Origin of the sequence: Methanococcoides sp. AM1 (assembly GCF_900774055.1) — an archaeon.
Classification (GTDB): Archaea; Halobacteriota; Methanosarcinia; order Methanosarcinales; family Methanosarcinaceae; genus Methanococcoides.
Genome location: NZ_CAAGSW010000004.1, coordinates 152,656 through 175,874, shown reverse-complemented (window position 1 = coordinate 175,874; position 23,219 = coordinate 152,656). Strand labels below are relative to the sequence as shown.

Here is a 23,219-nt window from a genome sequence, read left to right as displayed (position 1 = left end):
ATCATTTATGAGTATTGGACTAAAAGAAGAGATCAGTAAATTCCATTTTTTGAATGTAAACTGGAAGGACCTGGACATCTTTCTTTTATTTCTTTTTATACCATCTCTTTTGTTGATGTTATTTTTCCTGCCGGACTACATGAAGCTTGACCATTTCATTCTATTTCCGCTGGAACCAAAGATCGAAACACTTTTTTTGTCCAATTATATCCATTCCTCATATTCTCATCTGATGAAGAACCTGGTCTTTTATCTGGTCCTCATGTTCCTGATAATTAATTTTGAAACCGATAGGAATTTTTTCATCATATCATTCTTGCTATTTTCTTTCGTACTTCCATTTATTGTTTCATTTTCAATGGTATATTTTATAGACCTTCCATTTCCTGTTCAGGGATATTCAGGAATTATAAGTGCACTGGTAGCTTACCTGATGTTTGCTTTTTACAGGTATTGCAAAAAATATTATTGTCCTAAAATAGGGCACGAGTTCGTTTATTTTTTGATATTTTTGAACTTGTTCCTGGTACTTTTCAATTTAAAGGCTTCTATTTTTATGTACCTTGGAATTTCTATACTTCTGCTGGTAACTGCTTATGCTAATCGTCCGTTCTTTGATTGTATTTCCCTGAAACTCCATTCATTTTGTGGATCCGGTATAAAGCATGTTTCATCGAGTTTCATTCTTATCTATATCGCACTTATTTATCTCATTCTTGTATATTTTCTGATAGGTCTGCCCTTGCTGATCCCTGAAAACATCGTAAATGAAACAGGCATTGTGAACAGCCTGGGCCATTATACGGGTTATATATTTGGGTTAATGTCCGCTCTTATGCTTGAACAGGCGAATAAGATAATTTAAAAAAGAAGTTTCCCGGATAGCTCCGGGAATATTTGCCGGGGTATTTAATTTTCCCACATTGGCTATTTTGTGTTTCATTCTGTCATATCGATCTCAAAACCAACAACAGGCTGTCCAAGACCAAAGTTGACGATAACTCCCGGGTAGAGTTCTCCCATTACGCCGACCTTCTTACCATCGACAATAATGTCAGCACGCCTGCCTTCGATAAATGCAGGATCAGTTGATTCGGTTACTTCGTATGGAATATCCCTTTCTCTCATCACAGCGTCCAGGACTTCCCTGATCTCTGTGAAGTTTGCCTGTGCATGAATTGAAGCAGCTGAAAGATGGAGCCTGTTCTTTGCATTCACAACAACTTCTCCTACCTCAAAAATGCGTTGTGGAAGCTCATGGTGCTGGTTCAGGGAAAATATTTCCATGAGGTTTGGTAATATGGTGGTGCGGACCATTGTCTGGTCTTCACTTATAGGGTGAAGTACGAACGTAACATCATCTGTCTCTTCACGGCACATCCATTCGAAGTGTACTTTTTGGCTGGTGAGCGTAAAAGGCATGACCTCGGAATATCCAAGGCTTACCATTATCTCGCGCATTGCTCCCCTTGTGAGGGAAATGGGGTGTGCGCTACCGATGGTGGCATTCTTTGGGAATTCACTCTGGATCTTATCAAAGCCATATCCTATGGCAATATCCTCAATAACATCGAAATTGTGCAATATGTCTGCCCTGTAGGACGGAACATCTATGTCAAAGTTCTCTCCGTCATCTGAAAGGCCTGCACCGAATCCCATTCTTTCCAGCTCGTTTATGATCTCTTCGTTGGTAAATTCCACGCCTATAAGCTCATCGATCTCAGATCTTGGAAGTTTGAGAGCGCGAGGTGTCATGTCAGGAGTGACCTTTTCTGTTCCATCCGGATAGACGATCTTAACCGATCCGACCTTGCCGCCTCTCTCTGCAAGTGACGTCACTACGATGTTAAGTGCAGTGTAGACTGCATCTCCCAGGCCGGTCACATCAATGAAAAGGTCCGTGGTGCTTTCTTCTACTCTCGTAAGGGTTCCATTGATAATTGGTGGGAATGAAAGGACATCTCCCTTTGAATCGGTTATCAACGGGTACTTTTCCATTCCTTCAAGGATATCGGCAAAGCGTACTCCCTTTGGATGTTCTGCAAGGATCTCATCCATTGTCATTGGTTCTGTAAAATCAAGAGGTACGAATTTATGATCAGGGTCAACTGCCTGATACTTGAATGGCGGAGTGATATTTGCCATATCGTGGACACCGATGGAAACTTTCTTCCTGTTCCTTCCAAGTCCCCAGTGAAGGGATTCCTGAAGGTCCATCAGGGATTTGATAGAGCTGGATGTGAAGTTTATTCCCCTTACAACCGCACAACCAAGTACCGGGCGGACTTTTCCTATATGTTCATCAAGTTCTATTGTAATGTCCGACGGTGTTACATCATAATGACAAAGCCCGGTTTCGATGTTCATAAATCCGCGCATGGCCCTTGCTACTCCTTCCACACTGTAAAGGTCAGGGCGGTCAGGGAAGAACTCAATGTCTATGGACTCTTTTTCAATACGTTCGATGTCTGCACCTATCATTGGTACACGGTCAATGATCGTATCCTTGTCTGAACGTGTGAGTGATTCCAGATCCTCATATTGTAAGGTAATTATTGGCATGTGGGATATCTCCGTGGTCATATTATATGACCATTAGCAATTTGAACCGATAATAGAACGAACATGTATAGCTTTTGATTTAATATTTTTCATCAATTTTCTTTGCAATGCACGATTTTAAATGCAATACCTTTAATAATGTATAATCATAATTATAATAATAATAATATTAGATCACACCATCTGTGACTATCATATGCACAGAACCCTTGCGGTGTAACAATGGCAAAAGAGGCAGAAGAAAATCTGAATGACGACAGGTTGGATGGCATTGAACATGCTGATCAGAAGCCTGTTGTAGGAAACGACCCTGATACGACGAATGAAGGAGAGGATCTTAGCGAGAACCTGTCCGGATTTCACGATAGTAATGATATTAGTGAAGATGATCTTGAAGCAGTTATTCTAACACCAAGGAGCAGACCAAGAAAAAGTATTGGTTCTTCCCCTGAAAGGAAAAGTTTTGATAATGAAGCTGATGAAGAACTTAATATCCTTCTGCCAAGATATGATAAATTTTCCCGTCCGGAATTCGAATCAGGATCCTCCACACAGGATCGGAGATCAAAAGATGGTTATCCCAATGGTTTTGAACCTGTTTCCATCGATCCGGAAGGGTTTGATCAATCGTTACACGAAGAGCGTACCATCACAGAAACGTTCCCAAAGACGCATATTGAGCTGACAGGGGAGGATAGCACTGATAACAAAGATGTCAGTGATATTCATATTGTCGATGAACTGGAAAGTAGAAATAAGATCGCTGATCCGGAAAAAGCCAACAAGGGCTTTGAAGATGCTGTCGAAGGGAATATTCTTAAAGATAGTGTTTCCGAAGATATCCTTCAGGAAGACTTACTTCAGGAAGAACATGGTTCTGAGGACGATGAAGGAATTCCAGCTGAAAAGATAGGTATTGTCGATAAAATAAAGAATCTCTTTAGAGGGGAGAATGAGGAGATTGAGCCTTATGACCCGGAAGTCCATGGGATCCTTTCTGAATTCACAGGAGTTGAGGACTATGAAGAAATTGATCGTTACTGGACCTCGGAACCATATGTTTTTATTGTCATTCTTTATAACGAGGATCGCAATGATCATATCTATTATATAGTCGAACCTTCACTTTCTGACTTTGAGCAGGTCTTCCTGACAGAGATAAAGGACCGTCTTCACAATGAGCTTCTGGTAGAAGATATTGATGAAAATAAAGACAAGGAAGAAGTGCTTGAAAAAGAGATACGTGACATCATCAAGGACTATGCTATCGAAATAACTCCTGCAATGCTTGAGAAGGTATTTTATTACATAAAGCGGGATTTCATCAGATTCGGCAAGATCGATCCACTGATGAATGATAGCTCAATAGAGGATATTTCCGGTAATGGACACAGTAAGCCGATCTTTCTTTATCATCGTTCATATCAGAACATTGCTACTAACATTATTTTTGAAGAAAAAGAACTTGATTCTTTCATTATCCAGCTTGCACAGAAGAGTGGGAAGCACATCTCAGTGGCAGATCCGATGGTCGATGCAACTATGCCGGATGGATCAAGGATACAGATGACACTGGGTGTCAGTGTTACAACCCATGGCAGTACATTTACGATAAGGAAGTTCAGTGAAGAGCCTATCACCCCGGTAGACCTCCTGAAATGGGGAACATTCTCTCCGGAATGTATGGCATATCTTTGGTTATGTATTGAGAATAACAAGAGCCTGATCTATGCTGGTGGTACCGCATCCGGTAAGACTTCTTCCCTGAATGCTGTATCTCTATTTATCCCTGAAAAGGCTAAGATCATAAGTCTTGAAGATACAAGGGAATTGAAATTGCCTCATCCTAATTGGATCCCGGGTATGACCAGAGATTCCTTCACAGCAGACGATCGTGGTTCTGTAGATATGTATGATCTTCTTAAAGCTGCATTACGTCAACGTCCGGAATATCTCCTTGTAGGAGAAGTCCGTGGTAAAGAAGCTCTGACATTGTTCCAGGCAATGTCCACAGGACATACAACTTTCTCGACAATGCATGCAGATTCAGTTCCTTCAGCTATCCACAGACTTGAGAACCCGCCCATCAGTGTACCGCGTAATATGATACAGGCACTGGATATTATGTGTATCCAGGCACAGACATATTCCATGGGCAAGCGTGTCAGAAGGAACCTGAAAGTGGTGGAGATCATTGACATTGATCCAAATACACGAAACGTCAGGACCAATGATGTTTTCGTGTGGGATTCTTCGACCGATGTCTTCCATAGAACAGGTGATTCAAAAGCTTTGATGGATATCCGTATGAGAAGAGGCTGGGGTACAATGGATGTCAACAGGGAATTGACAAACAGGCAGCGTATACTGGAATATATGGTTGACAATGATATTAAGGACTTTAAGCAGATCTCTGGTATCATTAATGCCTATCAATCCACACCGGAAAAAATCTTGAAGGAACTCGATCTGCTATAATGTTCTTTGGAGTGATAAGGTGACAGAAGACAGGTCTCTGGAAAAAGCTCATGAAGGCGAAATGCAGGAAAAAGTTCCTGATATTGCTGACCTTGTCGAAGAACAGGGGAGTCTTCAGGATATCGAACCTTCGATAGAAACGGAGGGTAGCATTTCCTCCTCACTTTCTTCCGGAACTAAAAAGGATCCATTCCTTAGTGGTATCAAACGAAAGCTATCCGGAGGGCCAAAAAAGGACAATGGAACGTTTGACAGGTTCTTTGAATACTTCACGATCTTTAAAAAGATCCCTTTTGCATTACTAGGTGATCGGATAAAGGCAAGGAAAGAAAAATATGCACATCTTCAGGTGCAACTTTTCCAGGCACGTGTGCCGCTTTCATATGAGATGTATGTTTCAAATGCTATCTTCTATTCAGTGCTTTGCTGTGTAATTGGCCTCATTCTGGGTCTTTTCCTCTCGCATGTTGTTGTGAATTTGGTCGGACTTCCTGCTACTATAACAAATCTGGAGCTCAGTACATCTACTTCCTGGATACTACAATTTAAATCATTGTTTATCGGATTTTTGATAACCGTTCTTTTTGCTATAATTCTTGGAGGTGTCACCTATGGAATGTTTATGCTTTACCCGGGCTTCAAGGCAGGTGAACGCAAGGGTGACATTGACAGGCATTTGCCTTATGCTGTAACTTTCATGTATGCTCTTTGTAAGGGTGGTATGAATATCATCGAGGTATTCAGGCTATTGGCTCGTTCAGAGGATACTTATGGTGAGGTTTCAAAAGAAATTGATGCTATCCTGCGTGAGATGGACTATTTCGGACACGACCTGAGAACTGCTATCTCGAACATTAGCGATATAACTCCTTCAGAAAGGTTCCAGGATCTGATGCAGAATCTTCTGACCATCATTGACAGTGGTGGAAGTATTCCACATTATTTCCAGGATAAGTCTGAACAGTACCTGCAAAAATCGGTTGTGGACCAGAAAGGATTCCTGGAGACCCTGGCATTGCTCTCAGAATCCTATGTTACGGCATTTGTTGCCGGTCCTCTCTTCATCATCATACTTGGTGTTATGATGGCAGTAATGGGTTCCGGATCAGATGTCATGGTATATGCGATTATTTATGCTGTACTACCGATCGGTTCACTGATGTTTGTTGTGATGATCAGCATTATCACTCCAAGTGAGAGTGGAGAGCCCGATATCCTGCCTACTACATTAGTCCTTGATCATGGTATTCCTCAAGTCCCATCATATCTTGAACCTGTATATAATGAAGCAGGTGAACTGATAGATGAGACTGAAGAAAAGGTTAGGGAGAGGGCATTGTATGAGGATCTTGCAAAGTCTAAAAAATCATTATCATTAAGGGGTTTCTTGCAGAATCCGGTCAAACCGCTGCTAGATCAACCTCTTTATACACTTGCTATTACATTACCAATTGCATTTCTGGTTATTATTATTCCCTTCTGGTTAAACAAAGGAGACCTTTCTGCAACATCAGATATCGTTGCTTTTATTGATGATTATATTGTGCTTGGCCTTTTCCTTGTGATAGTGCCCCTTGCTCTTTTCCATGAGGTTAAATCTCACAGGAAGAAAAGCCTTGAGAAAAATTTCCCGGATTTCTTAAAAAAGCTTGCAAGCACTAACGAGACCGGAATGACACTTCGTGATTCCATAACACTTATGGCAACTTCCGGTAAAGGAAACCTCGGCAAAGAGATCAACAGGATATGGAAGGATATCTTCTGGGGGATGAATGTTAATGATGCTCTCATCAGGTTTGCAAACAGGCTTCGAACTCATGTTATAGCACGTTCAATGACCCTTATTACAAAAGCCAATGAATCAAGTGGTGATGTGGGTGAAGTGCTTCTGGTAGCAGCACGGGATGCGGCATCCGAACAGTCCATGAAACGTGAGCGTTCAATGAACATGATGATCTACATAGTCATCATTTATATTGCATTCTTCGTGTTCGTTGGTGTCATCTATGTTATCTCTACGACCTTCCTGGCCGAGATGGCAAATGCCGGTGAAAAGATGGCTGAATCAGGAACCCAGGCCGGTGGCTTCCTCGGGAACTTTGACCTTGAAGCATACACTCGTTTGTTCATGCATGCTTCCCTTCTTCAGGGATTAAGCTCCGGGCTCATGGCAGGAGCAATGGGTGAAGGTAATGTGCTTTCCGGACTGAAGCATTCAATAATCATGATCACTGTCGGTTATCTTATATTCACCCTGTTCGTATGAGTAGTTGTTCTGCTTTAAGCAGGACAATTACAATGATGGGAGATTACAATGAAGATCGTGGGAATTGATGAAGCTGGAAAAGGTCCTGTAATAGGTCCGATGTGTATTGGTGGTGTGAGGATTGATAAGAGTAAAAGCAATGCTCTTAAGAACCTTGGGGTTGCCGATTCCAAGAAACTTTCACCAAAAAAAAGAGTGCATCTTGCTTCCCAGATCAAGAAGTATGCAGATGACTATTTTGTTTTTGAAGTATCCCCTGATCAGATAGATGAACTTCGTAAACTGATGACCATGAACGAGATCATGGTCCTTGGCTTTGGAAGTGTGATCGAGAATCTTCCGGGTGACGAGATCTATGTGGATGCGGCTGATGTAAAGGAAGAACGCTTTGGTAGACGTCTTCTTGAGAATTATTTAAAAAATCATCCCGACACAACAGCTCCTAAAATAGTTTCAAAGCATGGCGCTGACGATCTTTTCCCGGTTGTATCTGCAGCATCCATTGTAGCGAAGGTCAGGCGCGATGAACTTATTGAAGAGCTCAAAAAAGAGATTGGTGTGGATTTTGGCAGTGGATATCCTTCAGACCCAAAGACCAAGCAGTTCCTGAAGGATTGGTATGATGAGCACGGCTCACTGCCGGATATCGTCAGGCATTCCTGGAAGACTGCACAGAACATCGTTGAAAAATAAGGATGATCTGATTATCAGGAATGGATCAGGCTAGGTCCGACAAGAACAGATCTGGTCGGGCCGGACAATAATAGGTTGTGTTAGGGCAAGGTATACTAGCATAGGTTGTACTAGCTAGAAGACAAAATTAAAGAATAGAAAAGAAAAGAAAAGAAAAGAAGTTGAGTATATTCAGGTAATATTACCTGTTGTTAATATACTCTACCATTGACTGGAACATCCTGACACCATCATCGGAGCCAAGAATGGCTTCAGATGCTCTTTCCGGATGGGGCATAAGTCCCATTACATTCCTTTTTCCGCTCAGTATGCCTGCAATGTTCTCCTGTGATCCATTGGGGTTTACTTCATCGGTCACATTGCCATCTTTATCCACATACCTGAAAGCTACAAGCTTTTCATCCTCCATATTTGAAAGGGTCTGCTCATCAGCATAGAAATTTCCTTCCATATGGGCTATAGGTATTCGGATCACCTCGCCTTCCTTGAAAGCGGAAGTAAATGGTGAGTCTGTGGTCTCTACTCTCAGGTAAGTACCTTCACATCTGAACTTCGGGTACATGTTGGTTGCAAGAGCACCATTAAGTAGTCCTGATTCAGTGAGTATCTGAAAACCGTTGCAAATACCCATTACCGGCTTACCTTCATCTGCCATCTTCTTGATGGAATCCATGATCGGTGTGCGTGATGCGATAGCACCTGCGCGCAGGTAGTCACCATAGGAGAAACCACCGGGTATCACTGCGCCTTCGAACCTGTCAAGGTCATGCTCCTTGTACCATACAAGCTCTGCGTCCACTCCGACAACGTCTTTCAGTACGTGCAAAACATCAAGATCACAATTGCTTCCACCAAACTGAATGATGGCTATTGTCATTTAAGCTTCCCTCATGTCGATGGTGTAATTGTGTATGATCGGGTTTGCGATAAGTTTCTGGCACATCTCATCAACCTTCTTTTCTGCCAGTTCACTGGACTCTTCCTCAAGGTCAATTATGTATCTCTTTGATGTCCTCAGTTCGTTTGTGTGGTATCCAAGGTGCTCTAATGCCCTTTTAATAGTGGTACCTTCCGGGTCTAGCATTCCCGGCTTAAGCTCGATTGTTACTTCTGCACGATATTGCATTTTGATCCTCTGTTTTTGCTATAATGTGATTAGGGGTATAATGGCTATCAAGCAATTAAAAATATCGCTTTAACATCCAACTTTAACTTATAATGTTTGTTTTGCATTCCATATTCTTTGCACAAGGGTAAAGTGTGCAAGTACTGCTATAACGGCTACTGCAATTAAAATATATCCTGTGATTGCACCCACTACCAGTATAATAAGCCTTTCAGACCTCTCTGCAACTCCTACGTTCATCGAAGTAGATCCTGCGGCTTCTGCTCTGGCACGTGTATAGCTGACCATGTATGAGCCGATCAATGCGAGAACACACCATAACCACAATGGTGCCTGCAGTAATGTAGCCTGATGGATGCTTCCGTTCACCGAGCCATAAATGATGCCTGCAAAGATGACAGCATCTGCATATCTGTCGCAGACCGAGTCCAGCACACCTCCAAATGGTGTGATATTCCCTGAAGCCCTTGCGACTGCACCGTCAAGAACATCGAAGATGCCGCTTAGCATTATGAAGACCGCGCCCATGATAAGCTCGCCTATGGCAAATTCAAGGGCTGCAATGCCACTGATAAGAAGTCCTATGATGGTTAGTATATTTGGTGAGATCGGAATGTTCTTTGCAAGCGGCAAAACTGAGATTCTGATAGTATCTTTTAGTTCATTGAAAATAATTGATCCCTCTTGCTATCAAGTTCTGTCTATAGGGCGATATTATTGATGAAAGTACTTATTAAAGTTATTTGTAAGCCATGTTAAGCAATGTTTTTGAGCTTTTTCATTGCATTTGCCATATTGTTTTTTGCATCTTCATAGTCCGGGTCCATGCTGAGAACTTTTGTAAAGCAGGTAATAGCTTCCTCATACTTGCCAAGGTGGGAATATGCAACGCCTTTCTTATTCCATGTAAGGGCATATTTTGGATTGAGCTCCATTGTGATATTGACATGCTCATAACTTTTGATGGCTTCCTCATACTCTCCAATTAGGTCATGGATCATTCCTTTGTTTATCCATGCATTATCATATTTAGGTTCGATCTCGAGGACTTTTGAATATGATTCGATCGATTCTTTATGATAACCGAGGTATGAATGTGCAATTCCTTTGTTGTACCATATATCGGGATTAAGGGGGTCAAGTTCTAATGCCCTTTCAAAACAGTAAACGGCTCTCTTATATTCACTGAGATCACAATAAGCGATCCCGGTGTTAGTCCACACCAGTGCTAATGCTTCCTCATTCCACAAAAGAGGATCTCTGGAATCGGATTCAAGTACTGCAGAATAGTATTCGACCTTTTCTTCCGGATATTCGGCATGGAATCCAAGATTGAACAGTTCTTCTATTGTTCTTTCTTTCCCTTCCATTAAAGATGACTCCATTCTTATTTATGAACAAAAATATGAAAAACTACTTGCTTTTTGGCATGCCAAAAATTAATTGGGATGCTTTAACGTACAAATATCTTTCAAATTAATAGAGCAGGCTTAGAATATATATTCAGTGGTCAATATACTTCATTGGTTTCGGGAATTATTCTTCCCAATCTTCTGTCCCTCCAGGTGTCAAGGTAGACGAGTACTGGCGGGAATACGATGAAAGTGGCAAGGAGTGCCAGTGCAACATCGATCACAGTAACCATACCAAAGTTGCTGTTCATTGAGAATGGGGATGCTATCAATGCTGAGAAACCAAAGAGTGTCGTAAGACCTGAGGTGATGATCGCTTTTCCGATCTTCTTACTTGCCTCGCGCATAGCTTCTATAGGCGTGTGCCCTTTCTCCTTTTCCTCGAAATAGCGTTCCATCATCAGGACCGCATATTCGGACCCCACTCCGAGTATCAACGCGCCGAGGGTCGCGGTCATCGGTGTATATTCGATACCCATGATATACATGATACCTCCTGCCCAGCCGATGACCATCAGCATGGTAATTACTGGTGTGAATGCTTTGAGCCAATCTCGATAGATAACGATCAGCCCGCCAAAGACCATAAAAAGTCCAAGCATTGTCATTGCAACACGTCCTGTTGTCAATGCTGAAATTACTTCTGTGAAGGTCACTGTATCTCCGGTGATGGTGACACTGACATCCGGTGGCGGTGGCATCCACATCACATCCGTCCTGACAATGTTCACAAGTTCTTCCATTCCCTTGATCCCAAGGCCTTCCCATGCGTTCCCGATATCAAGGTTCAGCAGGAGCATGCTATTGCTATAGATGTATCTATTACGGACGTCTTCAGGAAGCTGATCATAAATAGCCTGTATATCATTCCTGTTGTCGGGGATCGTGCCACCGTTCATTTCCTTAACGATCGGAACGATGCTGTCAGCTCCATAGATGTCACTCCTGGCTTCTGTCTCATGTTCACTGAACCTATCCATCCAGTGCAGAACATCGGGATCTGCTGTATCATCGACTTTAATTATCAGATTTAGGTAGACCCCTCCTCCAAGGACGTCTGCCATGTGGTTCCAATCCACAAGCGCAGGCATATCGGTTGGGACGAATGTCTTCATATCTGTCTGTATAGGAACGAGAGAATCTGTGTAGAACCCTGCCATACACAGGGACACTGCAAGGAAAAGCACTATTCCCGGATGTTTTATCGTTGTCATAGTGGTCTTCTCTATAAGTTTTTCAAGAGAATCCACCTCATTCTTACTGTTCGCTTCTTTCCTTTTCCTTATGCTGATAGAAGGTTTCAGGGAAGCTAATTTCCTGTAAATGCGATTTTTCTTTCCAAGAACATCCAGGCCGTAGATCAGCGTGACCCCTACAAAAAGGGATGCAAGGAAACACATGAATATTCCAATAAGCAGGAGTTTGCCAAAATCCTGTATCATCGGGACCGAGGATGTGAAAAGGGAAACAAATCCAAGGGAAGTTATGATAAGTGCAATGAATACTGCCGGTCCTGTATGTTTGATAGTCTCTGTCACAGCTTTGGATTCGGACTCTCCTTTATCCAGCTCTTCTTCAATACGATTATGGAACTGGATAGCATAGTCTATTCCAAGACCAACAAGTATGGGGAAAGCAGACATTGAGACCATGCTCATGGGTATCCTGACATATCCCATTACGCCGAATGTGTAAATTATACCCAAAAAGACGATTGCAAGGGGGAGAAGTCGCCACCTGACATGTCTGAACACCAGATAGAGCACTATTATCATCAGAATGGCTGAGAGTAGCAGCAGAGGTCCCATACTGGCATTCATCTCGTCTTCCATTGCGACATTGAATGCAGGATCACCTGTTACTATTACTCTATATTCAGGAGGGAAGTCTGCAAATTCTGCTGCGAATTCAACTTCTCTGAGAATTTCCCTGAGGGTATTCTCATTTGTGTCTCCTGCTGCTTTTACAAAGATAACCGTATGTTGTTTATCAGGCATCAATGACTGGGGACCTGCGATCAAGAGCAGATCATCTATCTGTGTCTGCTCATCCGGTATGGCGTACCTTCCTGATGTCTGGAAATTAGTTTCCTTTATCACGGAAGCTATACTGGAGGTTTCCACTACGCCTTCGATAGAGTTTGAAAGGTACTCGAGACGGTCCACGGCCTTTAACAGTTCCGGATCAGTTACATCACCGTTCTCTACAAGTACTACCATGGATTGCGTGTAGAATATGTTAAGGAAAAGATGGTCATAGTCCTGGTAAAGTTGCGATGTCTTTTCAACAAAGGTGTCAGTTCCTGATTCCATGCTGATCTGGCTGGCCCCGCTAAAAGACAGGATTATGAAAAGAAAAGCTACAAGAATGATCGGCAGGGCATTATTCTCAATAAAAAAGCCCAGTTTTTCGAATAGTTTTTTCAGAAATATCTCTCCTTAGTCCTCATCATATTTTTTTGACGGTAGTAAGACCGGAACGAGTCCATGAACATTTATCTGCTGGTTTAAAAAGAGTTGATACGCTATATATTTTTGTGCATATGCATTTTCATTTTCCGCGAAATCTCCTCATCGTTTGCTTTTCGAATGTCTTCTTATATTTCCGATACATAGATATATGGTTGACAGGTTCTTTCAAATACATGGGCAGAATTGCAGGTTATTATGGCACGGGGGATGCGAGCTTAGTTCCCTGTGCTATTTTCAGGGAGATGAAAGGGCGTGGGAACTATGATGCTCTAATCTATACAAAGGGTGAAGTTCTTAGTCACTCATCAGGATCGAAAATTTCTGGCCTGTTTTCCGATGATTCCATGATCACCTTCTTTGATCCTGCAATGGTTCCTGCAATAAAGCTTCCTCTACGAACCACAGACGATATCATGGCTGTTTGTGATGTTGATCTCTATAACCGGGAAAATTTGTCTGCAAGTTATGGGGATAATATTGCTGATGCCATCTGGAATGATGCTGAACTCTTTGTTTTCTACCTGAATGGTATTTTTAAAAAAGCAGTTGCAGGTAAATTAGATCGATTGGAAACTCTATCCTTTCTTGACACATCACTTCGTCAGTTACGTGGTGTTTATGCATTTGCCTGTAAGACAGATGACAAAGTGTATCTTGTCAGGGATCTCATAGGTGTAAAATCTCTCTGGTATGATCTTTCCGGAGGGTTTGCTTTTGCTTCTGAGAAGAAATTCCTTGAAAAAGCAGGTTATACCGAAGTAAAAGAACTTTCTCCCCGGCAGATCTTATGCTATGACCTCTGTGACAGAACAATTACGTTTCATGACCGTGATTTCCTTTCCGAACTTCCTGAGGTTAAAGGTTCAGAAGATTCTGTACGCGACGAATTGCTGAAGTTGCTGAAAGATGCCGTTTCCGTACGTGTTCCTGATGAGGATTTTGGAGTCATGTTCTCCGCCGGCATCGATTCAACGATCCTCGCATCCATTTGTAAGGATGTAGCCGAAGAAAAAGGTGTTTCTGTTACCTGCTATACTGTCGGACTTTCCGGTAATACTTCCTCACCGGATATAATCTGCGCAAAAAAGATAGCTTCAGAGCTTGGATTTGAACTGAAGGTCCATGAGATTGACCTTGGTACCGTTGAAGAATACCTTAAGGTGGTAGTACCTCTGATCGAGGATGCCAGTGTCCCGAAGACCGGTGTTGCAATGACAATGTATGCTGCAAGTGTTGCAGCGAAGGAGGATGGGATCAATGTCCTTTTTGCAGGAGCCGGTGCAGACGAGCTTTTTGCAGGATATAACCGTTACAAGCAATCCGGAAACATAAATCAGGACTGTTTGAAGGATATCCTTGAAATGCACGAGGTGAACACGTACAGGGATGATACTGTTGCATCGTTTACAGGAATCACACTGCGTCTTCCATATCTTGATGAGAGGTTTGTAGAGTACTCACTGGCGATTCCGGATAAGTTCAAGATGTGTGATGACATGAACAAAGTGATCCTGCGCAGAGTTGGTGAGGAACTTGGGTTGCCAGAGATCATTACAAAACGCAGCAAAAAAGCTGCTCAATATGGAAGCCGTTTCGACCAGGCATTGAAAAAACTGGCAAAAAGTTCTGGGTTTAACAGCAAGACCGATTATATCAGTAGTTTTGAAGGAGAATGATAGAGTGAAAATGGGTGTTCTTTTCAGTTCAGGCAAGGATTCGAACTATGCATTGCATATTATGCAGGAGAGAGGTCATTCTATAGAATGCCTGATCACCATCAAGAGCAAAAATCCTGATTCTTACATGTTCCACACTCCAAATATCGACCTGGCAAGACTGCAGGCAGAGGCTATGGGACTGCCTCTGCTGGAAACCTTCACTCAGGGTGAGAAGGAACTTGAGCTTGAAGATCTCAAGAACGCCATTGTGCAGGCGCAGGAAGAATTCAGTATTGACGGAATTGTTACCGGTGCATTATATTCCAATTACCAGAAGGACCGGATAGAGATGATCTGCAATGAGCTTGGACTGGAGTCGTTCTCTCCGTTGTGGCACATTGATCAGGAGCAGGAGATGAGGGAGCTGCTGGATAAGGGGTTTGAATTCATCTTCAGCAGCATTGCAGCTTATGGTCTGAACAGCAGCTGGGTCGGCAAGACAATAGTAAGTAATGATGTGGATAGACTTGTGAAGCTTAACGAGAAGATCGGTCTGAACATTGCAGGCGAAGGCGGTGAGTTTGAGAGTTTTGTCACCGATGCCCCGATGTTCACAAAAAAGATAAAGATCAATCAGTTCAGGCTTGTCGAACGCGATGAATACACTGCAAACGTTGTAATTGAGAATGCGGAATTGGTTGATAAAGAATAATCCTTATTTTTAGAAAAAATAATTTTGATCGAACCTATCCGATCAGAAAATAGTACTTTTGTATATCTGCAGTCCATCGTTTGAAACGGTTAGGATGTGAGAGTCCATACTATGCGATGATGCGCGCATTTTTCTCACTTTCAAATAGCGATTTGCAGTATTATCTTTTGTGTGGAATCCCAGTTCGATTATGCCGTCTGCGAGATAACCTTCGAATTCATGGTTAAATCCAGTCGAGTCTGCTGTTTCCAGGATCAGGAAAGTAGTAAGGTTTTCTCTTCTTAATGGCTCTAAAAGGTGGTAAAGTCGCTTCCTCATGAGCTGAGGGTCGGTGTCAAGAAGTGAATAAAGTGCACCCAGTGAATCCAATACCAAACATGTGAACTTATCTCCCAGTCTGTGTTTGTGTTGAATGATGTTTGTCTCGATAAGGTTTAGCAAATCGCCTGAGTACATATTCGACTGGAGTCTGCAATCGGTAAAATCCGATATGAGCAAGCTATCTGAAGGTTCAATTCCCATACTTTTCATATTATTAAGATGGTTCTTCTTGCTTTGCTCAAGAGTAATGTAAGCACCAAATTCATCACATTCGTTTAGATATCGTGATAATATTGAGAATGCAAGTCCTGATTTAAGGCTTCCCGGTGCGCCAGTGATCAGAACTACGCTTCCTTTTGGTATATCAGTTTCAAATATTTCATTAAGACCTTCAATAGTATCTACAAATCTCACTTACATCATTCCTTTGTATTATCTTTAGCCGAGATCAATTTAGTATCAATCTTTGTATAAAAGCCGTTCAATACCATTTATGGAATGGATGCATCTGAAGAGATAGTGATGCTCTTAGTTCCACTTAAAATACGTATCGAAACCACCACACTGAGTTTGGTATCTATCTATAAATATTTTGTCATCCAAGTTAATATATTATTAAATATATACTATTACTTCTCTGTTTATTTTCATAAGACTGTCTGCCGTTCGATCAAATTCTTTAATTCCATGTTTCTTTATCGGAAAATTGATTTAATGATATAATATTATACTACCAATGGTACTTATATGTGGTTTAAACAATTATTACCAACATCTTTGCTATCATATATAGGATAATTAAATATGGTTTTTACAGAAAAAAACGTTACAGATATATCTGTCAAAGGATTCTATATGACGCAATCAAAAATGGATCTGAATTCGGACTCCATAATATCTATTTTTAAAAATGTTCCTTTCATTGCAATCATTGTGAATAACGATGAAAGGGTTGAATTTATTAATCGTGCTACGACCGATGCTCTGGGAAAAGAAGGAGATAAATCATTTGGACTTCTTGGTGGGGAGCTGTTAGGGTGTGTCAATTCATTAATAGGGGATGGATGTGGAAAAAATGAAGCGTGCTCAGATTGTACTCTGCGAAATTCTCTAATTCACACGTTTGAAACCGGGGAAAGCATTTACAAAAAAGAAGCTGAAATGAACCTGGAGACCAATGATGGTGTTTTAACACACAATTTAACGATATCAACAACTTATGTGCACCAAAAAGACAATCCAAAGGTCTTGTTGATTATAGACGATATTTCAGAAATAAAAAAAGTAAATCTGCTCATCGAAAGAAAACTTGAGATTGAAAGAACTGTAGCATCTATTTCTTTGATGTTCTCCTCTAACAAAAATATAGATCATAATATTAATTTTGCTCTAGAGAAAATGTGTCATTTATTTGGAAGTAGTAGAAGTTATGTATTTCTATTTTCTGATAATGGAACTTCGATGGACAACACACATGAATATTGTTTTGAAAAAGTAAAATCACAAAAAGAAAACCTTCAGGGACTTCCAACTGATATGTTCCCCTGGTGGATGGACAAGCTTCATAATGGTGATTCGATCCGCATTAAAGATATCTCCACCTTGCCCTGTGAGGCATCGGCAGAAAAAAAGATACTCGAGATGCAAGGTATAAAATCGTTGATAGTTGTGCCTCTGTACGTGAGCAATGAACTTGCTGGTTTTATTGGACTGGATAATGTTCTGGATATTGTCGAGGTTGATGAAGAAGATGTAGCTATTCTCCATATGGCATCCCACATTATAGGATCTGCACTTGAACGTAAGCAGGCAGAAACAATGCGAACAAGTATGGAAAATGAGCTGAAGGAAAGCGAAAAAAAATATCGTGAACTTTTTGAACATGCCATAAGTGGTTTTGCCCTTCACAAAATTATTACCGATGATGATGGTGAAGTTCTGGACTATACATTTATTGATGCTAATAATGCCTTTGAGATTTTGACAGGCTTAAAGCGCGATGATATAATCGGAAAATGTGTTACAGAAGTGTTACCGGGCATTGAAGAAACACCTTTCATTAAAAAGTATGGGGATGTTGCACTAACCGGAAAAAATCTACGATTTCAACAATATTCGGAAATACTAGACAAATTTTTTGATATTTCTGCATATTCTCCCCAAAAAGGATATTTTGCTACGATCTTTACTGATATCACCAAAACCAAACAAGCAGAAGAAGATGCGCAAAATGCAAAACGTGTTGCTGAAGCTGCCAATCAGGCAAAAAGCGATTTCATTGCAAATATCAGTCACGAACTAAGGACTCCTCTTAATTCGATCATTGGTTTTTCAGATCTGCTTAATTATGGAACATTTGATACACTAAATGATACTCAGAAGAAGTACATTTCAAACATTTCCCTAAATGGAAAACATCTTTTAGAGTTGATAAATGATCTTTTGGATCTCTCGAAGATCGATGCTGGTAAGATGGATTTTGCTCCTGAGAAGTTTGTTCTTGCTGATCTAATCGAAGGAATAAAATGCACAATGCTTCCTTTTGCAATAAAGAAAGAGATCGAAATAAACTATATTATTAATATTAATGATCCTGTTATCGAAGTAGATCCTGTAAAATTCAAACAGATACTTTACAATCTGTTAAGCAACGCAATTAAATTCACTGGTTATGGAGGATCTGTTACAATGGGTATTGATACGACCGATAAAATGATCTCTGCTTTTGTAAAAGACAGTGGGCCTGGTATTTCATCGGGTGATCTGGAGAAACTATTCAATCCCTTTAGCCAGCTAGGTTCATCGAACTCACGCGAATATGCAGGCACCGGTCTTGGACTTGCTATTGTCAAGAACTTTGTCGAAATGCATGGTGGTGAGGTTTGGGTTGAAAGTGAACCTGGAACAGGAAGCACTTTCGGGTTTAATATTCCGCTTTATCCTGAAAACGCATCCTCTTGATCAATTTTAAATTGAGTTGATGATCTCCTGAGAATGGATCAGAATATAGTTCCTCTGTATATCTGCAGTCCATCGTCTGAGACTGTGAGGATATAAGGGTCCATGTTATGAGCTGATGCACGCATTTTTTTAACTCTTATGAAGCGGTTTGTACTGTCATCTTTCGTGTGAACGCCCAGTTCAATTATACCATCTGCAAGATAACCCTCAAAGTCATGATTAGGTCCATTTGGATCAGCTACTTCCAGGATCAGGAACGTTGTAAGGTTTTCTCTCCTTAGTGGTTCTAACAAGTGATAAAGCCGTTTCCTCATAAGACGTGGTTCAACATCCATCAGGGAATAAAGTGCACCCAGTGAATCCAATGTTAAACATGTAAACTTATCTCCCAATTTATGTTTATACTGGATGATATTTGTCTCGATAAGGTTTAGCAGATCACCTGAAAATTCATCATACTGAAGCCTGTAGTCTGTAAAATCTGATATGGTTAGATTCTCTGAAATTTCTATTCCCATACTTTCCATATTCTTAAGATGACTTTGTTTATTTTGCTCAAGAGTTATGTATATGCCAAATTCATTACTTTTATCAAGATATTTGGAAAGGATAGAGAAGGTCAGTCCTGATTTGAGACTTCCTGGCGGACCAGTTATTAGGACTACACTTCCTTTTGGTATATCGTTTTCAAATATGTCATCAAGGCCTTCAATTGTATCTATAAATCTCACTAATACCACCATTGTTTGTACTGGATTTTGTTGATAATATTCTCAGACTTATGTAGTTGTATTCGTTGTTATTGTAAAGTCCTTTTGAAATGTTCCGGACTAACGCTTCTTTCAAAGTTCAGTGTATGTCTGATAGTTTCAAAACCATTATTTGATAAGGTCTTATCACTTTCAATAAGTCGGTTATCAATTAACTCGTTTAATTGTGAATTAAGGTAGTCCGGTTCAAAATACAATGTATTTGCTATATTGTAATCTTCCCTGATCCCTAAATAGAGGGATGTCAATAATCTGATCTGAATGTTTTCCTTTGCATTAAATATTTTTTCTAATGCAAGTATGACCTGTGAGTTTTCGCACTCGATATCAATTAATGTGCCGGATCGGGTTTGTATGTGAATATAAGGTTTGTTGATATTTGACACTTTCAAACCGATGTCTTTTATTTCCGGTACCATTATGTAACGCCAGAGATCTTCCAGGAAAACAGAGCCTGATGTAAAGGAATATTCGTATTTCTTTGTGAATTGGACCATAGTGTCCTTTGGGTCTAAGCTATTGGATACTATCTGAGTTTCTGCTTCTATTTCCGGTTCAAGTTCAAAATGAATAGGGTTTTCAATGTTGGTGCTAGATATTCCTTTTGTCTTCTCAAGATAGTATTGACCTTGCTGTGTTATTCTTGCAGACTCATTTACCATATCTCTTCTTTTAAGCGTATCAAAAGCACGTTGAAGTACATTCTTGTCCTCAGATATCAGTGGTAAGTAACTATTGATATCTTTTGTTCCGGTTGCGAGCAAGCTCAAAAGCTTTATTTCTTCTTCTTTTAGCCCTTCAAAGTTAGTATTAATTCGTAAACCTATTTTTTCAATTAAATGGTCTTTTATTTGTGCAAGATCTTGTGGATTACCTGCGAGGATCATTGAGTGCCTTATGTGCGAAGAACCAAACAACGAGCTTTTCTTATAGTTCACCATCAGCTCATCAAAATATCCACTTTCTTTACGGATATCATTGATAACTGCCGGGGAAATATCACTTCCCACGGCTTCTATTGATTGGAATGGTATCACTTTCCAGCTGGTTTCCGTAGGGAACCAAATTTCATTATCTGTAAAGTTAACAACACCATGTTCCCATGAAAAAACCTGGGTATTCATGCTGTTTATTACTTGGGGTAAATCGATAGCATATGAAATTTCAGCTTCCATTTTGTAACCTTTTACCGATTTAAATTTCTTCTTCTAACGGTTTCATCCATCTCTTTAGTAGATGGTATTCTTTTGGTTCGAAGATATTCGAATCAATATTGAAGATCAATCTGGAACTTGATACCATTATGCTGTCATTGGTTTGCTCGATGAACTTGACCACAGATTTAAAATCGTTTTCAAGGACCAGATATTCCAGGCCATCAACAAGTATGATTCCATCATGTGCTTTTTTCATGAAATTTTCGATCGTTGGATGGAGTTTAAATATTTCTGAGGGTGCTATAGATGGGGATTCTGAGCTTTTATTTTTTGTAAGCCAGACGATCGGGGTTGTCTGGATATTATATTTCTCCCTGATCTTTGCAGGGTTTTCTCTGGTGATACAAAGACCTGGATTACCCTGTTTGACCATCTTTGAAAATATCTCATATGCACCCATGCTGTCATCTTCATGCTGGATATATGTATATCCGGATTCAAGTTTGGGTAGGTCGCTTATATCACCGCTTTCTTCAAGTGAAGGTTTTTCTAATGAAGGATCGATCAAAAGACCACGTAATTCTGATATATTCTGGAGACTGATGATCAATTCTTTTTCATCATCATTTTTCGTTATAAGAGAAGTAGATGCATTAAGCTCGATAGAATTTCCATTTTTCTTTAAAATACCTAATGTAAAATCTTTTTTATCAGTAAACTCGATATTCTGGTTGTCACAAACAAGTTTTGATATTGATATGCCAAGCATATCAGTAACTTCAAAACCCAAAAGTTCAGCTGCACTTTTATTAGCTTTCAGGATCTTGTTTTCTTCATTAATGACAATTGTAGCAATTGGTGACATCTTAATAAGCAGGTCTAAATGCTCATTCGCTGTTTTAAGATTATTTTCTACATTTTTCCGTAACGTTATATCTTCGCCTGAACAAAGGATTCCATAAGTAGTTCCATTTTTATCTTTTAACTTTATGGCATTCCAGGAAAGTATTTTTTCGTTCCCGTTTTTTGTCATTATAATTTTTTCACGAACATCACATGCATCTCTGTTCAAATTTGCCATAAGGGTGTTGAAACGTTCCCTAAATTCATTTCGGTACTTTTCTGGAACAAAATTGTCGTACCAGTTAAGACCAATTATTTCTTCTTTGGAGCATTCAAGTATATTGGAACCCTTGTTGTTAATTTCAATGATGTTTTGATCATTATCAAGTACAAGTATTAGAACACCTGCTATATTGAGATACTTCTGTGCTGTGTCTCTTTCTTCAAGTAACAGGTCGTGCTGGTGTTTTAGTTTGAGCAAGGACCTTATTCTGCTTTTAAGTTCCAGTATGTTAATGGGTTTGGTAAGAAATTCATCCGCACCTGCTTCAATGCCTTTTATTCTATCTTCTTTTTCAGATAGTGCTGTAACAAGGATTATTGGGATGAACTTTGTTTCTTCATCGGTTTTGAGCATCTTGCAGGTTTGGAAACCATCCATCATTGGCATAAGAATATCAAGTAGTATAATGTCAGGTTCGAATTGCTTGACCTTCTCTAATGCTTCTTTACCACTAGTAGCCATAGCAATCTCATAGTCATTTGAAAGATAGGCTTCCATAACTTCAAGATTTGTTATCTCATCATCTACGACCAATATTTTTGGCAAATTGTTTGTCAAGTCATGATCACCTTGAATTAGTTGTAGTGGGCACCAAGCTCTATATTAGAATTTCCTGGCGAAAAATGCTTTAAATATATTGAATTAAATATGGTCTCTTTTAATAAATATGTTACCATGATTCTTATTTTCCCGGCTGATGTCCTTTATTAAATAAATATTCTCAATTTCCATTTGGTATAGGTAATAATATCAAGCGGAGATACTAAATAATAGTTGCTCATTTCCTAAAAGGAAGGGATGGAGGGACATGTTGCAATTTATTTCGATCACTTGTAATTCAGGTGTGATCCAATTTCATAGATAATGCAATGCCCAACTAACATAATCATTATAATCTATTAGGGAATTTATTATATTAGTAATAAAATTGAGGGAAGCATGCAGAACGTTAAAACTGGATTTAATTCCATTGTAAAATATCTTAGTACAAAAAAGGAAACCGATAGGAGGCGCATAGGACTCCTTGTTGACGGCCCTAATGTGCTACGCAAGGAATTTAATGTAAACCTTGAAGAGATACGTGATGTATTAAAAGAATATGGTAATGTAAAGATCGGCAGGGTGTTCTTAAACCAGTATGCATCGGACAAACTTGTAGAGGCAATAGAGAACAATGGCTTTGAACCTATCATCTGTTCAAGTGATGTTGATGTACGTCTTGCAGTGGAGGGGATGGAGCTTGTATATAACCCGACAATTGACACTATTGCACTGGTAACAAGGGATGCTGATTTCAAACCACTTCTAAGCAAGGCCAACGAACATGGAAAGGAAACCATTATCTTTGGCGTTGAACCCGGATTCTCAACAGCTCTACGTAACTCCTCTGATTATGTTGTAATACTTGATAACAACCAGATGAACTATCACGATGAGGAAGAGGCTGAAAATATAAAGAAAAAAAGATTCGTATCAATTTAATGTTTCATACGAGTCTATATCAAT

General features: G+C 40.1%; 18 protein-coding genes. 8 read left to right on the top strand and 10 right to left on the bottom strand.

Annotated elements, in window-relative coordinates:
- The first annotated feature begins 7 nt into the window (after positions 1–7).
- On the top strand, positions 8–865 hold the full coding sequence (locus E7X57_RS07930; RefSeq protein WP_135612395.1) for a rhomboid family intramembrane serine protease: 858 nt from the start codon (positions 8–10) through the stop codon (positions 863–865).
- Between the two features lie 74 nt (positions 866–939).
- Here E7X57_RS07930 and pheT read toward each other — a convergent pair whose 3' ends face one another.
- On the bottom strand, positions 940–2,562 hold the full coding sequence (gene pheT, locus E7X57_RS07925) for a phenylalanine--tRNA ligase subunit beta (protein ID WP_135612393.1): 1,623 nt from the start codon (positions 2,560–2,562) through the stop codon (positions 940–942).
- A 222-nt stretch (positions 2,563–2,784) separates the two neighbouring features.
- Between pheT and E7X57_RS07920 the strand changes: the two genes are divergently transcribed.
- Genes E7X57_RS07920 through rnhB form a run of 3 tightly spaced genes read left to right on the top strand, consistent with a single transcriptional unit; the run spans position 2,785 to position 7,999 of the window.
- Positions 2,785–5,040, top strand: coding sequence for a type II/IV secretion system ATPase subunit (locus E7X57_RS07920; RefSeq protein ID WP_135612391.1), 2,256 nt, complete (start codon positions 2,785–2,787; stop codon positions 5,038–5,040).
- 19 nt (positions 5,041–5,059) lie between these two features.
- Positions 5,060–7,306: a type II secretion system F family protein gene (locus E7X57_RS07915; RefSeq protein ID WP_244603641.1), complete on the top strand. Its 2,247-nt coding sequence runs from the start codon at positions 5,060–5,062 to the stop codon at positions 7,304–7,306.
- A gap of 48 nt (positions 7,307–7,354) precedes the next feature.
- Positions 7,355–7,999 (top strand): ribonuclease HII, encoded by a 645-nt coding sequence (rnhB, locus tag E7X57_RS07910; protein WP_135612390.1) that lies wholly within the window; start codon positions 7,355–7,357, stop codon positions 7,997–7,999.
- 181 nt (positions 8,000–8,180) lie between these two features.
- On the opposite strand, the gene purQ is transcribed toward rnhB, so the two are convergent.
- From purQ to E7X57_RS07885, 5 genes are all read right to left on the bottom strand, one after another.
- The gene (gene purQ, locus E7X57_RS07905) at positions 8,181–8,876 is read right to left on the bottom strand and encodes a phosphoribosylformylglycinamidine synthase subunit PurQ (protein ID WP_135612388.1); all 696 of its coding nucleotides are present in this window, start codon (positions 8,874–8,876) and stop codon (positions 8,181–8,183) included.
- Positions 8,877–9,125 carry a phosphoribosylformylglycinamidine synthase subunit PurS gene (purS, locus tag E7X57_RS07900; protein WP_091690769.1) on the bottom strand — a complete coding sequence of 83 codons (249 nt, stop codon included), beginning with the start codon at positions 9,123–9,125 and terminating at the stop codon, positions 8,877–8,879.
- An 87-nt stretch (positions 9,126–9,212) separates the two neighbouring features.
- On the bottom strand, positions 9,213–9,758 hold the full coding sequence (locus tag E7X57_RS07895) for a CDP-alcohol phosphatidyltransferase family protein (protein WP_244603640.1): 546 nt from the start codon (positions 9,756–9,758) through the stop codon (positions 9,213–9,215).
- A 122-nt stretch (positions 9,759–9,880) separates the two neighbouring features.
- Positions 9,881–10,495 (bottom strand): tetratricopeptide repeat protein, encoded by a 615-nt coding sequence (locus E7X57_RS07890; protein ID WP_167880941.1) that lies wholly within the window; start codon positions 10,493–10,495, stop codon positions 9,881–9,883.
- A 140-nt stretch (positions 10,496–10,635) separates the two neighbouring features.
- Positions 10,636–12,909 carry a hydrophobe/amphiphile efflux-3 (HAE3) family transporter gene (locus tag E7X57_RS07885; RefSeq protein ID WP_371413190.1) on the bottom strand — a complete coding sequence of 758 codons (2,274 nt, stop codon included), beginning with the start codon at positions 12,907–12,909 and terminating at the stop codon, positions 10,636–10,638.
- Between the two features lie 272 nt (positions 12,910–13,181).
- On the opposite strand from E7X57_RS07885, the gene E7X57_RS07880 reads away from it, so the two are divergent.
- Together E7X57_RS07880 and E7X57_RS07875 are read left to right on the top strand one after the other, a co-directional pair.
- A complete protein-coding gene (locus tag E7X57_RS07880) occupies positions 13,182–14,684 on the top strand; it encodes an asparagine synthase (RefSeq protein WP_167880940.1) in 1,503 nt (500 codons plus the stop codon).
- A gap of 10 nt (positions 14,685–14,694) precedes the next feature.
- The gene (locus E7X57_RS07875; RefSeq protein ID WP_244603661.1) at positions 14,695–15,378 is read left to right on the top strand and encodes a diphthine--ammonia ligase; all 684 of its coding nucleotides are present in this window, start codon (positions 14,695–14,697) and stop codon (positions 15,376–15,378) included.
- A gap of 42 nt (positions 15,379–15,420) precedes the next feature.
- Here E7X57_RS07875 and E7X57_RS07870 read toward each other — a convergent pair whose 3' ends face one another.
- The gene (locus E7X57_RS07870; RefSeq protein ID WP_135612379.1) at positions 15,421–16,113 is read right to left on the bottom strand and encodes an ATPase domain-containing protein; all 693 of its coding nucleotides are present in this window, start codon (positions 16,111–16,113) and stop codon (positions 15,421–15,423) included.
- 441 nt (positions 16,114–16,554) lie between these two features.
- Between E7X57_RS07870 and E7X57_RS07865 the strand changes: the two genes are divergently transcribed.
- A complete protein-coding gene (locus E7X57_RS07865) occupies positions 16,555–18,660 on the top strand; it encodes an ATP-binding protein (protein WP_167880939.1) in 2,106 nt (701 codons plus the stop codon).
- 38 nt (positions 18,661–18,698) lie between these two features.
- On the opposite strand, the gene E7X57_RS07860 is transcribed toward E7X57_RS07865, so the two are convergent.
- The 3 genes from E7X57_RS07860 to E7X57_RS07850 all read right to left on the bottom strand — a co-directional run bounded on the left by E7X57_RS07860 (position 18,699) and on the right by E7X57_RS07850 (position 22,271).
- Positions 18,699–19,391 (bottom strand): ATPase domain-containing protein, encoded by a 693-nt coding sequence (locus tag E7X57_RS07860; protein WP_135612375.1) that lies wholly within the window; start codon positions 19,389–19,391, stop codon positions 18,699–18,701.
- 68 nt (positions 19,392–19,459) lie between these two features.
- Positions 19,460–20,605, bottom strand: coding sequence for a hypothetical protein (locus tag E7X57_RS07855; RefSeq protein WP_135612373.1), 1,146 nt, complete (start codon positions 20,603–20,605; stop codon positions 19,460–19,462).
- Positions 20,606–20,624: 19 nt separating this feature from the next.
- Positions 20,625–22,271, bottom strand: coding sequence for a DUF835 domain-containing protein (locus tag E7X57_RS07850; protein WP_135612371.1), 1,647 nt, complete (start codon positions 22,269–22,271; stop codon positions 20,625–20,627).
- 381 nt (positions 22,272–22,652) lie between these two features.
- On the opposite strand from E7X57_RS07850, the gene E7X57_RS07845 reads away from it, so the two are divergent.
- Positions 22,653–23,195, top strand: a complete 543-nt coding sequence (locus E7X57_RS07845) for a TIGR00288 family NYN domain-containing protein (protein WP_135612370.1) — start codon at positions 22,653–22,655, stop codon at positions 23,193–23,195.
- Positions 23,196–23,219 lie beyond the last annotated feature (24 nt).

Excerpts from the sequence above, each read along its gene's own strand:
- E7X57_RS07930 (WP_135612395.1), top strand. The coding sequence starts at position 8 with ATGAGTATTGGACTAAAAGAAGAGATCAGTAAATTCCATTTTTTGAAT.
- pheT (WP_135612393.1), bottom strand. The coding sequence starts at position 2,562 with ATGCCAATAATTACCTTACAATATGAGGATCTGGAATCACTCACACGT.
- E7X57_RS07920 (WP_135612391.1), top strand. The coding sequence starts at position 2,785 with ATGGCAAAAGAGGCAGAAGAAAATCTGAATGACGACAGGTTGGATGGC.
- rnhB (WP_135612390.1), top strand. The coding sequence starts at position 7,355 with ATGAAGATCGTGGGAATTGATGAAGCTGGAAAAGGTCCTGTAATAGGT.
- purQ (WP_135612388.1), bottom strand. The coding sequence starts at position 8,876 with ATGACAATAGCCATCATTCAGTTTGGTGGAAGCAATTGTGATCTTGAT.
- purS (WP_091690769.1), bottom strand. The coding sequence starts at position 9,125 with ATGCAATATCGTGCAGAAGTAACAATCGAGCTTAAGCCGGGAATGCTA.
- E7X57_RS07890 (WP_167880941.1), bottom strand. The coding sequence starts at position 10,495 with ATGGAAGGGAAAGAAAGAACAATAGAAGAACTGTTCAATCTTGGATTC.
- E7X57_RS07880 (WP_167880940.1), top strand. The coding sequence starts at position 13,182 with ATGGGCAGAATTGCAGGTTATTATGGCACGGGGGATGCGAGCTTAGTT.
- E7X57_RS07875 (WP_244603661.1), top strand. The coding sequence starts at position 14,695 with ATGGGTGTTCTTTTCAGTTCAGGCAAGGATTCGAACTATGCATTGCAT.
- E7X57_RS07865 (WP_167880939.1), top strand. The coding sequence starts at position 16,555 with ATGACGCAATCAAAAATGGATCTGAATTCGGACTCCATAATATCTATT.
- E7X57_RS07855 (WP_135612373.1), bottom strand. The coding sequence starts at position 20,605 with ATGGAAGCTGAAATTTCATATGCTATCGATTTACCCCAAGTAATAAAC.
- E7X57_RS07845 (WP_135612370.1), top strand. The coding sequence starts at position 22,653 with ATGCAGAACGTTAAAACTGGATTTAATTCCATTGTAAAATATCTTAGT.